We start from the raw sequence: 13,706 nt of genomic DNA, 5'->3' as shown, positions 1-13,706 counted from the left end.
GCATTGAAAAAAATGTTCCACCTTGCCTGGCTTGTTTTGCGTTCGTGTGGAAACGTACAGAACAACCCAGGAACGGGCGTATCATCTCAATACAGCAATCTGCCTGGAATAATTATAGCTCCCTTGAGCGTTAGCACGCATCGAAGCCCCATGACGTTCCCTTATAGATCGACTCCTCTCCTGCTGGCAGCTTTATTAGCGGGATGTGCAAGCATCCCCAGCGGACCGAGTGTAATGGCCTTGCCTGGTTCCGGCAAAACATTCGATCAGTTTCGTGAAGATGACGCCTACTGTAAGCAGTATGCCAACGAACAAGTCAAAGGACAGACACCGAATAGAGCCTCAATACAAAGCGGATTAGGAATCGCCGCCATTACAACAGCGCTGGGTGCAGCGGCAGGCGCCATTTTTGGAGGAGGACGCGGTGCCGCTATTGGCGCAGGTGGCGGCCTGCTGGCCGGAGGGTTGGCGGGAAGGAGCACTGCCGAGGCTTCAGGTAATATTGAGCAGCGACGTTATGACATGAATTATACGCAATGCATGTACGGCAAGGGCCATCGTATTCCCATATCAGGCCGCTTGGATGACTCTGGCAATCAGCCACAAGGAGACCCATCCCAACCTCTGCCAGGCACTTCATCTCCGCCGCCCCCGCCGCCGGACAATACCCCACCATCAATACCGATGAGCTGATGAAGGCGGCAGTACTATGATGAGATGCGTCCCCACCCTGCATTGCGGTTGGCCTCGGTAAATTTGCCCGCCAAAGCAAGGGAAAAACCTTGGAGGCAGGCCTATGGAGCCGGAATTGTCCTTTAGACCGGGACTGATTTCAGGGGCGGGTCAAAGGTAGACATGCTAACCATCAACAAGTCTCATCGATTTTATTAGCTTGTGGACCGCGTCAGCATCCACCGGCTTCACCAGATGATGCATGAATCCCGCATTCCTGCTTCGCGCAAGATCATCAGGCTGTCCGTAGCCGGTGAACGCAATTAGTATAGTATTTTGGGTTTCAGTCATTTCCTGAAACCTCTTCGCCAACTCGAGTCCGTCGGGTTGAGGCTTGCTTAAATCAAGCAGTGCGACGTGCGGAACAAATGAAACTGCCTCTCGAATAGCGGATTCAAAGTCATAGGCTGCACGTACCTGATACCCAAAAATAGCCAGCAGCATTGCGAGTGAATCAGCACTGTCGACGTTGTCATCCACGATCAGCACACGTTCTTTACCAGCCTCTGCCACCGTGGCCTCAGCCGGGGTCGCCGAGGTTTCAGTATCAGCCAGAGGGAGCCGAACTTCAAACCTGCTGCCCTTACCAGGTCCCTGGCTCGATGCCTTAACAGAGCCGCCATGGAGGGAAGTGAGCTGAGACACCAGCGCGAGGCCAATGCCGAGTCCGTTGCTCGACTTCCTGACATCACGTTCCTCCTGCATAAATAGTTCGAAAATCTTCGGCAGCGCGTGCGGGGGTATGCCGATTCCGTTATCCTCCACGGATAGCACCAACTCCTGATCTTCACGGTGGGCCTCCAATGAAATCTTGCCGCCTGGTTCAGTGAATTTGAACGAATTTGCCAGGAGATTCTCAACGATCTGGATGAGGCGAACCGGGTCGCCTCTGACTAAAAGAGGCTCATCCCTGATTGCTATGGCCAGTTGATGCTTCCGTGCGTCGACAAGCGCCTTGGTTGATTCCACCGACTGACGAACAATATCTGCCATATTTACCGTTTCTTTCTGCAGCGCCAGCTTGCCACTCGTGAGTCTCGAGATATCAAGCAGGTCGTCCACCAGACGAGTGATATGACCGACCTGACGGCTGATCGTTTCCTGCGCCCAGGTGAGGCGCGGGTCGCCAGACTCCACGAACTGCAAAGCCTGAGCCGCATTGCGTATGGGCGAGAGAGGATTACGCAGTTCGTGTCCCAGTATGGCAAGAAATTGATCCTTCCGTCTATCAGCGTTACGCAGTTTGTCCTCTGCATCCTTGTGATGCTGAATATCGATACTTGAACCTACAAAGCCCACAAGCCGCTGTCCGTCCCACCGCGGTTCACCTACAAAACGCATCCAGCGATAGGTGCCATTTGCCTGGCGCATCCTTAATTCCTGGTCGTAGCCCCTCCCTGCCACTTCTGCACCCGAACATGCCGCGAGATAACCCGTCAGGTCGTTTTCATGAACAAGGCCATGCCATCTTGTGCCGAGCAGGTTTTCTACAGGCCATCCGGTATCGTTGACAAATCGCCGGTTTGCGAATTCGAGCTTCGCGCCCAAGCCGCTGATCCAGATAAAGACAGGTGCGCTATCGGCAAGCGTGCGAAAGCGTTTCTCGCTTTCCCGCAACTCATCCTCCGCGCGCTTGATCCCATCCATAGGCGTAAAGGAAATTACTGTTCCTTCGGCACGGTCTTCAACAAGGTACGGCAAAACACGGCGCAGGTAAAAATGTCCATCGGCAGTGCGAACCTCGGTTTCATTGATAGCGCGGGAACTTTGCACCTCCCGTGCAACGCCTACGATATCCCTGGACTCAAGCGGCGAGGCAAGATCGCTGATAGGGCGGCCGATATCGGATGGGATAAGGTTGAATAATCCGCGAGAAGCAGGAGTAAAGCGCTTGACTCTGAGTTCCTGATCGAGAAACAGGATGGGCAATTCACTACTTGCCAACAGATTCGCCAGATCGTCGTTGGCGGTCTGAAGTTGACCGACGGCTTGTTCCAGATCACCGTTGACGCTATTCAGCTCTTCATTAACGGATTGCAGCTCTTCTTTCGAAGTCTCCAGTTCTTCATTGGCGGACTGAAGCTCCTCGTTCATCGACAACGCCTCCTCATGTGCGATGCGAAGCTCCACATTGTTCGCTTCGAGTGCCTGAATCGAGGCTTCGAGGTCCTCCCGTGTCGTACGAAGGTCATCCTCGAGCTGCCGTCTTGCCCAGGACGCGGCATCGTACGTCGCCTGGTCGGGGGCTTTGCTGAGTGCCTCGTATTCGAATGTTATCAGCAAAAGCCCACTGTTTTCTCCACCCGCCCTGATGGCTCTTATCCGCAACTGACGATTGGCCTCCTCGCCGCCCGGCCGTGGCGAGAGTATCATTTCGCCTGTTTTGCCTTCCTGCCGGGCAGAATGAATTACCGCCCGCAAGGCGGCGCGTACCTCGTCTGATACCATGGATAAAAGGTTCTGGGTTGCCGCTCCTTCGGGCTGCCATAGGAGGTTGCGGGTGGGGCCGTAAAAATACAGCGCCTGCCCATCGCGATCAATTAAAACGGCGGTCGCCGAGCGTTGTTTCAGCAGAAGTTCGCGCACCAGTTCGGCATAAGTCGCACGGCGCTGCTCACCCCCCATAATGCTTCCGACGAGCCTCGTTGTAGAGGTATCGGGTACCAGCGGGAGTTTGACTGGGGTCTTGCGTATGACAGGCAACGACCGGTAGATGCGGTGCTGCTTGTCAACGGGAATGAAGAGTTCACTGCTCTCCCCCACCGTTTCGGATTTTCCGAGAAAAAGATACCCTTCAGGATTGAGCGCAAAGTGGAACATACGGAGCAATTTATCTTGCACTTCGGGCTTTAGATAGATCAGAAGGTTGCGGCAACTGATCAGGTGCATGTGCGAAAACGGGGGGTCGGCAATCAGATTATGCTGTGAAAACATGACTGACTCACGAAGCCGCTTTCGGACTACAAATCGACCATCATCGGCTCTAATGAAGTAGCGAGCCAGCAATTCCGGCTTTAACACCGTCAAAATGCTTTCTGGATAGCTTCCAGCGCGGGCAAACTCAAGCGCGGCGCGATCGAGGTCAGAACCGATGATATTGAGTTTCAAGTCCAGGCCGCCCCTGCTTATCAACTCCAGCAGGGCAATGCCAACGCTGTAAGCTTCTTCACCTGTCGAGCACGCCGCTACCCAGACGCGTAATGGTTCTTCGGGAGCCAGCGTTTTAACTATTTTTGGCAAAACCTCTTCCCCAAGCGCTTTCCATGCCGGGGGCTCACGAAAAAATTCGGTGACCTTGATTAAAAAATCCTGGCCGAGCGCGAGAATCTCCTGAGGATTGCCACGAAGGAAAGCGGCATAATCGCCCAGAATCGTTATTCCTTTTAATGCCATTCTCCGCTTTGCACGGCGAATGAGCATGCCTTCCTTATACCCCCGGAAGTCTCCCCCACCCCCCATGCGCAGGAGTGAAATGATTTCGTTCAATACCTCGATGTCATCGGCTTTCGGTATCTCGTTCTTGCGCTGCCATAGATCCGAGCGGGCAATATATTGCGCGAGCGCGCTCCCCATCTCTTCAATCGGTAATACATAATCAACCAGACCCGTATCAATGGCACTTTCCGGCATCGACGGATGCTGTGCCGTTTCGGGTAATTGCGCCATGACCATCCCGCCGGCCGCCTTGATGGCTTTGAGGCCGACCGTGCCGTCGTGGTCGGCTCCGGTCAAAATGATACAAATTGCCCTTTCCTGCTGATCTTCTGCAAGCGATATGAACAAACGATCTATCGCCTTGGGCATTGAGCGCGGTTGAGGTAATTTTTGAAGGCGCAATAACCCGGCATCGAAAACCATATAATGATTGGGCGGGATTACATAAGCAGTATCAGGCTTGACAGCAGTATCCTCCAGGATCTGTACAACCGGCATGGAGGTAGTGTTTGCCAGAACCTCGGCGAGCCGACTTGGATGGTCCGCCGCGAGATGCACGGCAACTGCGTATGCATTTCCACTATCCGGAGGCAGGGATTTAAATAATCTTTGCAGCGCTTCCACCCCTCCCGCCGAGGCGCCGATTCCTATTATTGGAAACAGTGCCGCCTCATTGTCCCTCAAGCAATCGTCCAATTTAGCATCTGGAAGATTGCTTTCCGTGGGCGGGAAATTGTCTGGTTTTGGCGAACCAGGATCGGATTTTTTCACCTTGATCGGTGATGTGGATTTTTCCATTGCCTGTGCCTCCATCTAAAAGCTGCGCCTTGAAGGATGCGGAATATGAACTGAGGTGTAGGTGGTTGATTTAATATTCGCGACCGAACAGAAGGCTTCTCTAAGAAAGCGTGAAAAATTAATTTTGGCCTTCCAGCTAGCGCTGTCGATGCGTCTGCAACAAACCCAGGGGGTCATGTCATGAAGCGGAAAGGCTGAGCCAGGGTAGCTATTAAGGACGTTCAGGTGAAATGATAATGTTGTCAAGCATAAACTTCATAACTTTAAAGAGAGGAAATATCATGGCAAATATTATTCCGCGGCTCTCTCGCTTCGGCTATGTTGCTCGCTTTGATCCCTTTTACAACATAGAAGATCTACTCCAAAACTTCGGAAAGCCATCATAATTGACGGAAATGGTAAATACCAGCTTTACTAAAGTGGATTTGACTGAAAATGATATGGCCTAATACTGTTCGAGCCGAGAATTCCGGGAAGGAAAGAGGATGTCAGGGTACAAATAGATGGTAACCGGGTTTCGATCAGTGCTGAAACTAAAGAGGAAAGAGAGGAAAAAGAAGGTAAAAGAGCATCTGTCGGGAATGGCGCCGAGGATCTTCCTGCAGCGGAGTCTCGCCCCACGACCATCCGACGCGGGAGTCGCTCTTTTTTGACAGTACCACTCACGGCGAGGGATTTAGCACCAAGGAGAAGCTCACGCACGAAAATAGGCTTGCTCTAGCGCAATTGATAGTAGCCTACTCGCGGATAGCCATCTCCACGGAAGTGGACCGGTGCAGTCTGGCACAAACGTACGTTTCCAACCTATTTGACCTATTTGTTCATAAATCCAGTCTAACGAGGAGGATCAGAGTCATGTCCGAATCCACCATTCAAGACCGTGCTGCCGGCGCCATCATGGGCGCCTTTATCGGAGACGCCCTGGGCCTGGGCCCTCACTGGTACTATGACCTGGAGGAGCTTCGCCGCGACTACGGCGACTGGATCACAACTTATACCGACCCCAAACCGGGTCGTTACCATGACGGCCTCAAGGCAGGCCAGTTGTCGCAGGCAGGCATTATTCTCAGGCTTATGCTCCGTTCGCTCGTCGAGCGAGGCGGCTATGACGAAGCGGATTTCTGCAGGCGCATGGATGAAGAACTGTTTCCTTTGCTTGATGGCACTCCAGCGAACGGACCGGGCGGGTATACAAGCCAATCCATCCGCAACACCTGGCGCAAGCGCGTCCAGCAGAAACGGCCCTGGGGACAGACGGGTGGCCACGCCGATACTACCGAAGCCATCGAACGCACACTTGCCTTAGCCGTCCGCTACGCGACTCAGCCCCACGAGTTGGCGACAGCTATTTCCAATAATACCCGGCTTACCCAGGTCGACGATATCGTGCTTTCGATGACGGTTGCTTACGGGGCAGTGCTGAGCCTCCTGGTGCAAGGGCACGAGCTCGACAAAAACCTGTCTGGCAAGCTGATGCATTTGGTGAAGACCGGCGAACTGCCTTTTCATGCGGTAACGCATTCAGATCTGCAACCGCCGCGTCCCGGTGACCCTGACCCGCCCCTCGCCGGGCGGTTTGCATCACCTGACGCCCTGCTGACACCTTCGTATGTTTCCACCGCGGCCACGGATCCGGGGATCCCGATAGAGCCCCCCTGGAAGGTGTCCCTCGTATACGGCATGCCTTGTGCCATCTATCACCAGCTTCCAGCAGCCTACTACCTGGCCGCCCGCTTTCCTCAGGACTTCGAATCGGCTGTGTTGCACGCCGTGAATGGTGGAGGGCAAAACCAGGCGCGTGCAATTTTGACCGGGGCGCTAGCCGGAGCCCAAGCCGGGCTGCGGGGCATCCCCCAGCGCTTCCTCGACGGTCTGGAAGAAGGCGAAACGCTCAGACAGCTTGCAATGGATTTGGCCACGCAGGTAGGCACACCGCCCGTACGCCGGGGAGAGTAAAAAGCCCGGAGAACGATCGGAGAGGTAGGCAACGAGCGCGTGGCTGAAATGGAATATCGGTCCTCACAGGTTTAATAATGCTGTGATAGATGATCAATCAAAAATCAGATCGGTGTCTATTGAGAGGATTTTGAGAGGTTTAAACGATCTCTCACACCCTGCCTTCGTAAAGCTCGAGCAGCAAAAGTGAGCAGGGATACCAATTTTTGGCATATTCCGGGGTATTCCAGTTAGGATTTAAGGTCCGATAATATATAAACAAAACATTATATTTACAATCAAAACAAGTGACTTTTATTTATAGTAATACTGGGTACAATTCTGAAGCATGGGCCGCATAGGATGAAGCGGCTTTCACTTCACCCATTTCATTGGAGTGTACCTATCATGCAAAGAGAAATAAGGAAGTTTGTAGCGGCTATATCCACGCTGGGCCTGCTCGCAGGCTGCTCGGAGACCGGTGCAATCGAAGCAAAGAAGGACGACACGAGTGTGTCCGCACAAAATATCAGGCCTTTTGTCGACCACGACGGCCTCGCCAGGCGGTATGAAAACCGGGCCAGGACACTATTGAAAATAGCAGCGGAACATGAGAAACGGCTCCAGTATTACGAGGACAAAAGCTACCGCTACGGGAGACACGGGCAGGATTCACAAGCGAATGCCATCGCCCTGGTGCAAAAATACAAGCGGGCGGCAGAGAAAGCCGCCGAATCTGCTTTTCACCACAGGATGGTGTCGCAGCTCGCGAAACGCGATTATATTGCTTCGAGGGCGTCACATTGATTTGGATTGCCCAAAAGCTCAGCGGTGAACCCGGCTGGACGGGGTGAAACAGTAGGATTGATTCTGTGCACTGGCCCGCAGATTAGCTGTTCGCATTACATGGAGATATCTTCGGAATGCCGCTATATATTGAAACACCGCTAATTGAATCCCATTCGATCAGCCATAAAGTGGGCCAATCCATTTGGCTGAAAATGGAGTCCGAGCAACCATCCGGCTCTTTCAAAACCCGAGGGATCGGCTACGCATGCGAAGAATATCTAAAACGAGGAGCAAAACGTTTCATTGCATCATCGGGCGGTAATGCCGGGCTAGCAGTTGCGTTTGCTGGACGTTGCCTTTCGGTACCTGTGATCATCGTGGTACCTGAGACAGCTTCAAAGCGGGCGGTGAACTTGATGCGTTTAGAGAGTGCGGAAGTGATAGTCCATGGGAAGTCTTTGGACGAAGCACACCGATTTGCGCTGTCAATCATGCAATCTACCGATGCATATATACATCCTTTCGATGACCCTCTGGTTTGGAGGGGTCATGCCAGTCTAATTGATGAAATATTCCGTGCTGGTCTAAAGCCTGACGCAATCGTTCTGTCAGTCGGCGGTGGCGGCCTCCTATGCGGTGTTATAGAAGGATTGAAGCGGAATGGAGGGGCCGACGTGCCCATCATCGCTGTTGAAACTGAAGGTGCCGACTCCTATGGGAAATCGCTAACCGCGGGATTCCTTGTCGAGCTTGCATACATATCGAGTATTGCGACGACGTTAGGAGCGCGCATTGTTTGTGAACAAGCATTGGCGTACTCCAAAAATCACCGTATCCAAAGCGTTGTGTTGCCGGACAAGTTGGCCGTTTCTGCTTCTTTGCAGTTTCTGCAAGATCATGGAACTGTCGTTGAGCCCGCTTGCGGCGTTGCGCTCGCTGCGGTGTACGAAAGAGTTGCAGCGTTATCAGGGTATAAAACGGTATTAGTTATCGTATGCGGCGGCGTTGGTTCTACTGCGGATGACTTAGTCGAGTTGGCACGTGTGGAATGTGCCGTAGCAAAATGTTAAGTATCCAGTGTGCCTCATTCCCAAGGGGGACAAGGGAGAAAACGTTTGCGCTTATGTTTTTTCTTGGTTCATCGGCGCACCGCCTCAATTATTGGGATTTTAACCTTGCCACCTCCACCTTTTGTGCGCTGCTGGTGATTATCGCTACCCATTCTTATTACGTAATACAGTTGCGCTTAGGTGAATAAAGGAGACTCTTTGCCGGTAATGGTTGTTCTCACATATGAAGCCCTGGAAAGTGCATTAATTCATGAAGCTAACTGAACATATAATAATCTATAACATTTTGCGAGAATAGGTATGGACGCCTCTGATGGACCTCAAAACGATGACTGACGACGGCATGGCTCGACTTCTTCGGCTGGGGATGGATAATGATGGCACAGCTTTTGTAAGCTCGATGATGCTGTTGATACTCATAATTGGAGTGATATATGCGTTCTTCTTCACCGAAGACGGCTTGATGATGTGGCCAGTGGCGGTGGCCCTTATGAGTCTCGGTGGATATCTCTTGTTGACCTGATTCCCTTCCATTAGCTCTTTGGCAAACCCGCCTCCATGCTGGCCGCGGGAAGGGCTCTATGGGCTGCGCGCACCGGGCCTTTAGTACCGGCCATCTGGTAACGATCCCTTTTGCAACAACTCGATTAGCGGCCTCGTCCATTCAGACCAGGCAACCCCTATGAACTCATCCATCCCCAAGGCAGAATAGATTTTCGCGTCCGCGAAAATTTCTCCCATCCCGTTTGCCGCTATCACAGGCCACGCCAGCCGCCTGATGGCGGTGTGCTTCACCTGTCATGCCCTGTGATCCGCAAGCCCTGCCTGCGGCCGCAGCGCCCCTTGAACCCCAACCCCTGACGTCACAGGCCGAAAGCCCGGCCCGCACGAATCCCCCAGCAAGCGCCCCATCCCTTTGTGAGGGGGGACTCACGCCCCTGAGTTGGTCCGTCAAGGCCATGAATGTTCACGGGCGATAGCGCAATCCGCGACTGAGACCCTTCACCGCTTCACTTCAGGACGGCAGCGGATGCAACTGTGAAAGCGCCAGCGGAAGCAACCTGGGCAGAGCTTGCCCGGGCGGTGGGCTCCATCGCCCAAGATGCCTCCGACAACACGTCCGCCAGACAGAAGTGGAAATGGATGGCTATGTGCATTGTTGTCGCATTGGTTTGCATTAGCTGGATTGGCTGGTATGCAACCGGTCCCACGCCGGATACGAGGCAGGCTATGGCGCTGGATATGGCGAAGCCCAGGACGAGAAAGCAGCAACTGCATGGGCCAACACGCCAGAAGGGCAGATGGCTGATGGCTTATCGGTTTGCGCAATCAGGCGAGTTGCAAAGGTTGGCCCGCTGTCAGGGCAAGGGATGGGTAGTCCAAAACGGCAATTGCTACGTGCACAGCGTCCCCAATGAAGGAATTTACGGATGGAGCCTGCCGCAAACAAGATAGCGTCTGAAAGACGTTATCGGGTGCCTTCCCGTTTGCCTATCACAGGCATCCCAGGCGCATCAACTATCCCTTGACGCGGATGCGGGCTATTTGCTGTTCCAATTCTCAAGCCCGGCTACCGCACCGTCAAGGATAAAGCCCTGCCATATCTCAGGGAGCATCCATTACCTCCGAATGACCTTTGACAGCTTGAATTCCATCACCTAATTTGAAGTAATAGATGCTAAACGCTACCTTGCCGGAGGTTATCATGACACTCAACCATTGCTTCAAAGTCCGCAGCCTCATCCTGGCCGCAGCCCTGATTAGCGGTCTAGGCCTCGTTACTCATGCTGCTGCCCAAGAACAACGCGCACTCCTTGTCGATCTCAACACCAGGACCGTGACCGATCTTGGCCCTTTGGGCGCCCAGTACACATATGCTAATGGCATAAATGATGCAGGGCACGTGGTGGGATTCTTCTACCTGCCTGAGGATTATAATGGCCACGCTTTCATCACCGGTCCCGATGGCAGAGGCATGACAGAACTGGACACGCTGGGTGTGAGTGGCAGTTGGGCCTACGACATCAACGATGCCGGGCAGGTGGTGGGAGAAGCCCACGCGCCTACGTTCTCTAGGCATGCTTTTATTACCGGCGCCAACGGCACGGGCATGAGGGATCTTGGTGCTTTAGGCGGTGATGACAGCGTTGCTTATGGCATCAACGATACAGGACAGGTGGTGGGAGGCTCTTCTACCGAGCCTTTTGGAGAAGGAGCATACCATGCTTTCATCACTGGTCCCAATGGCATGGGGATGAGGGATCTTGGTGCTTTGGGCAGAGATTACAGCTATGCTTCTGCCATAAACAATGCGGGACAGGTGGTGGGAGTTTACTCCGACTCGTTTACAGGCTATAAGAGTGCTTTCATTACCGGCCCCGATGGCGTTGACATGAGGGATCTTGGTTCTTTAGGTGGTGATTACACTTACGCTCATGACATCAACGATATTGGACAGGCGGTGGGGGAATCCGTGTTTGACGTCGATACTTCGCGTGCCTTCATTACTGTCTCCAATGGCGGGGCCATGAAGGACCTTGGCACTTTAGGCGGCGATTTGAGTCGGGCTTCCGCCATCAATGATGTGGGGCAGGTAGTGGGTAGTTCGACTATAGCCGACGGCCATTGGCACGCCTTCATCACCGGTCCCAACGGTGAGGACATGAAAGATCTTAATTCGCTGATTGACCTGCCCGAGGCGGTAATTCTGACGGAAGCCATAGACATCAATAACAATGGACAACTCGTTGTCATGGGCGTTGTTCCCGAACCTGAAACCTATGCCTTAATGCTCGTTGGGTTGACGCTGGTTGGATTCATTGCGCATCGTAAGAAGGCGGAAAATCCAGGATGGAGGAATAAAAGCCTGCCTTTGACAGCGTAAATTCCATCGCCTACTTTGAAGGAATAGCGTTGCTAAACACCCTCTTGCTGAAGGACAGGGTGGGAAGATTCCCAGCTCCTGGATTACTCCTGATCGCAGCTTTAAGCATGGGGCAGGTTCCATCTCCATTCCTTCTAATTGAGGCAATGGATAACCCCGCACGGGAGGTACCTTATGACACCCAACTGCTTCAAAGCCCGCAGCTTCATTCTGGCCGCAGTCCTGATTAGCAGCCTCGGCCTTGTTACCCATGCTACCGCACAAGAACGCCAATACCTTGTCGACCTCAACACCCCTGATGGCATGGGGGGCCCTACTAGCTCCCCCGCGCAATCCCCCACAATGCCCCCAACGTTTCGCGAGGGGAACTCCCTGAGTTGATCCGTCAAGGCCGTGAATGTTCACGGATTCTCCCTTTCACGCTTTTGCCAATTTTGGTTCCGTGTTCTTCGTGCCGAGTATCGCGAGTAACGGTGAGCTGCGTTTTTTCAGCGCATTCAGGTACGTGGATTCATCATAAGGTGTGCGATTTTTCCAGCAACGGAAAAGGATCCGAATCCACTTGAATGCCAGTGCGCGCAAGGCAGCTTGATGAGAGCTACCTTTTCTCCGCTGCTGCTGGTAAAAAGCGCCTGCCCAAAAAGATTTATTAACGGTTTGCGCAGCCCATTCAACAAACGTTTGCCGTACAAACTTTGGACACCGCAACCGCCAATGTACCCAGCTTTTTTGACCGCTTCTTTCAAGGACCGGCGCAATGCCCGAATACATTTGCAATTCACCGGCAGTTGCATAGCGTTCACGCTGTTCACCAAAGGCGGCAAGCAGGCGTGGCGCCAGAGCCTGGCCGGCGCTAGGCAAATTAATGAAAAGCATATAGTCCGGTAGTGTCGGCGCGAGCGCCGCAATCTCCTGGTCAAACCGATCAATTGCCTGCAACGTAATGCGTATCTGCTCGACCAGCACCAGCGCCAGTAAACGATGCGGCGTGATAACGGCAACGTCCTGGGTCAAGGGTTTTGACGCTTTGATCGCTTCGATTCGCGTGGCAATGAGCGTGGCGGAACGCAGGTTATGCGCCTTGAAAAAGGCTTCCAGCACAGACCTGCGGGCTTTCCTTGCATGCATTTTGCGTTGGCCAACGTGTCACGAAATCGCAAAATAAGATCGTATCCCGATGATCGAACCACTCAAGCGCTTGCGGATAGTATTGCTTAAGCGTGTCGCCCAGGCGATTGGTAAATCGCGTCTTGTCGTCTGTCAAAGCACGGCGCTGCTCAACCAGGGCGGCCAATGTGCGCATCGCAACACTCTGCGGCTTGAGCGGTTTAAATCGTTCTGGATGGCGCATGATCAGATCCAGTGCGAGTTCAGCATCGGTCGGATCATTTTTGGCCCGACTTGGTTTAAAGGTTTCTCGATATTTTGCCAGCGTCGACGGATTGATTGGAAATAACACAAAAAAATCATACTTCTGCAAAGCATAGACGATCGGACCTTTCGCTAATTCAACCGCTATGGCAATGGTTCCGCCAAAACGTTGGTGCATCGCGTGCGCCCATTGCTCGATACGATCAACCTGGTGAGGGATAACAGCAAACTCCCTTTTGTCGCTGTTCGAAGCCTGCAAGCAGACATCATGTTTGGTGTCTGCCCAATCAATGCCGATGAAGGCTGTGAATGATGTGCTTGTTAAAGAATTCATCCCATTCTCCCGAAGCGAAAAATTAATGGAGGAGACGTGCATGCTTGAGTTCTGCGAAGGCAATATAGTGAGTCGATCGATCGGCATGCCCTGAGTATTCGTTGACGAACGCAAGCGCATCCGCGGATTCGAAGCTAAGTCCCAAAACATCGAATGTTTAGTGGGGGGTATTCGTAATCCTCGAATGCATGTCCCGCCTTCACCGACAGCTACCTGTCAGCCATTTCAGTATCAAGGAAAACGAGACGGAGTAACTATATTGTGGGGGGATAACCAGAACGCAACGGGCAGGAAACAGCGGCCTGTTGCTTCATCGTCCACCTACCCCACCCATTCCCAACCCTTGCCCGTGAGGACA

9 protein-coding genes and 1 pseudogene are annotated in these 13,706 nt (G+C 53.0%); 8 read left to right on the top strand and 2 right to left on the bottom strand.

The annotated features are described in order from the left end of the window. The first annotated feature begins 150 nt into the window (after nt 1-150). A complete protein-coding gene (locus tag BMX66_RS14205; protein WP_090883354.1) occupies nt 151-693 on the top strand; it encodes a hypothetical protein in 543 nt (180 codons plus the stop codon). 165 nt (nt 694-858) lie between these two features. Here the strand turns inward: BMX66_RS14205 and BMX66_RS14200 are convergent, their stop codons facing one another. Then, nucleotides 859-4,965, bottom strand: coding sequence for a chemotaxis protein CheB (locus BMX66_RS14200; protein ID WP_158593429.1), 4,107 nt, complete (start codon nt 4,963-4,965; stop codon nt 859-861). Nucleotides 4,966-5,820: 855 nt separating this feature from the next. On the opposite strand from BMX66_RS14200, the gene BMX66_RS14195 reads away from it, so the two are divergent. The 7 genes from BMX66_RS14195 (at nt 5,821) to BMX66_RS14165 (ending at nt 12,024) form a co-directional block, all read left to right on the top strand. Continuing rightward, nucleotides 5,821-6,921 carry an ADP-ribosylglycohydrolase family protein gene (locus BMX66_RS14195; RefSeq protein ID WP_090883350.1) on the top strand — a complete coding sequence of 367 codons (1,101 nt, stop codon included), beginning with the start codon at nt 5,821-5,823 and terminating at the stop codon, nt 6,919-6,921. 387 nt (nt 6,922-7,308) lie between these two features. Then, nucleotides 7,309-7,707 carry a hypothetical protein gene (locus BMX66_RS14190; RefSeq protein WP_255398973.1) on the top strand — a complete coding sequence of 133 codons (399 nt, stop codon included), beginning with the start codon at nt 7,309-7,311 and terminating at the stop codon, nt 7,705-7,707. A gap of 116 nt (nt 7,708-7,823) precedes the next feature. Next, the gene (locus BMX66_RS14185) at nt 7,824-8,759 is read left to right on the top strand and encodes a pyridoxal-phosphate dependent enzyme (protein WP_090883347.1); all 936 of its coding nucleotides are present in this window, start codon (nt 7,824-7,826) and stop codon (nt 8,757-8,759) included. A gap of 343 nt (nt 8,760-9,102) precedes the next feature. Beyond that, nucleotides 9,103-9,282 carry a hypothetical protein gene (locus BMX66_RS14180; protein ID WP_143058249.1) on the top strand — a complete coding sequence of 60 codons (180 nt, stop codon included), beginning with the start codon at nt 9,103-9,105 and terminating at the stop codon, nt 9,280-9,282. 515 nt (nt 9,283-9,797) lie between these two features. After that, a complete protein-coding gene (locus BMX66_RS14175) occupies nt 9,798-10,214 on the top strand; it encodes a hypothetical protein (RefSeq protein ID WP_090883343.1) in 417 nt (138 codons plus the stop codon). A 250-nt stretch (nt 10,215-10,464) separates the two neighbouring features. Continuing rightward, nucleotides 10,465-11,643, top strand: a complete 1,179-nt coding sequence (locus BMX66_RS14170) for an HAF repeat-containing PEP-CTERM protein (RefSeq protein ID WP_090883341.1) — start codon at nt 10,465-10,467, stop codon at nt 11,641-11,643. Between the two features lie 174 nt (nt 11,644-11,817). Next, a complete protein-coding gene (locus BMX66_RS14165) occupies nt 11,818-12,024 on the top strand; it encodes a hypothetical protein (protein ID WP_090883340.1) in 207 nt (68 codons plus the stop codon). Between the two features lie 36 nt (nt 12,025-12,060). Here the strand turns inward: BMX66_RS14165 and BMX66_RS14160 are convergent. After that, nucleotides 12,061-13,348: pseudogene (locus BMX66_RS14160) on the bottom strand (IS110 family transposase). Nucleotides 13,349-13,706: the final 358 nt, after the last annotated feature.

Source organism: Nitrosovibrio sp. Nv6 (assembly GCF_900110495.1).
GTDB lineage: Bacteria > Pseudomonadota > Gammaproteobacteria > Burkholderiales > Nitrosomonadaceae > Nitrosospira.
Note: the sequence above shows the minus strand (reverse complement) of the source record. Positions and strands in the feature narration are given on the sequence as shown.

Coding starts and splice junctions, on each gene's coding strand:
- BMX66_RS14205 (WP_090883354.1), top strand. CDS start 151: ATGACGTTCCCTTATAGATCGACTCCTCTCCTGCTGGCAGCTTTATTA.
- BMX66_RS14200 (WP_158593429.1), bottom strand. CDS start 4,965: ATGGAAAAATCCACATCACCGATCAAGGTGAAAAAATCCGATCCTGGT.
- BMX66_RS14195 (WP_090883350.1), top strand. CDS start 5,821: ATGTCCGAATCCACCATTCAAGACCGTGCTGCCGGCGCCATCATGGGC.
- BMX66_RS14190 (WP_255398973.1), top strand. CDS start 7,309: ATGCAAAGAGAAATAAGGAAGTTTGTAGCGGCTATATCCACGCTGGGC.
- BMX66_RS14185 (WP_090883347.1), top strand. CDS start 7,824: ATGCCGCTATATATTGAAACACCGCTAATTGAATCCCATTCGATCAGC.
- BMX66_RS14180 (WP_143058249.1), top strand. CDS start 9,103: ATGGCTCGACTTCTTCGGCTGGGGATGGATAATGATGGCACAGCTTTT.
- BMX66_RS14170 (WP_090883341.1), top strand. CDS start 10,465: ATGACACTCAACCATTGCTTCAAAGTCCGCAGCCTCATCCTGGCCGCA.
- BMX66_RS14165 (WP_090883340.1), top strand. CDS start 11,818: ATGACACCCAACTGCTTCAAAGCCCGCAGCTTCATTCTGGCCGCAGTC.